Raw genomic sequence first — 274 nt, forward strand, 5'->3', positions numbered from 1 at the left:
GGGTTAATGAGCTTATTTGGCGTGAATTTTATCGGCATTTAATTGCGCAATTTCCAAAGCTTTCGCGTGGCGATAATTTTAACGAAAAGTATAACGCGGTAGTTTGGCGTAGCAGCGATGACGAATTTAAAGCATGGTGCGAAGGCCGCACAGGTTACCCGCTTGTTGACGCTGCGATGAGGCAACTCTTGCAAACCGGGTGGATGCATAACCGTTTACGCATGGTGGTTGCTAGCTTTTTAACTAAACACCTACTTATAGATTGGCGCAAAGG

At 45.6% G+C, this 274-nt stretch carries 1 protein-coding gene; it reads left to right on the forward strand.

Annotated features, from left to right (window positions below; all coding sequences use genetic code 11):
- Positions 1-274 (forward strand): FAD-binding domain-containing protein (locus AAEY57_RS19965; RefSeq protein ID WP_350608662.1); only part of this gene is annotated, 274 nt, incomplete at both ends.

It is taken from the genome of Pseudoalteromonas sp. MER144-MNA-CIBAN-0113 (assembly GCF_040308965.1).
Taxonomy (GTDB): Bacteria; Pseudomonadota; Gammaproteobacteria; order Enterobacterales; family Alteromonadaceae; genus Pseudoalteromonas; species Pseudoalteromonas tetraodonis.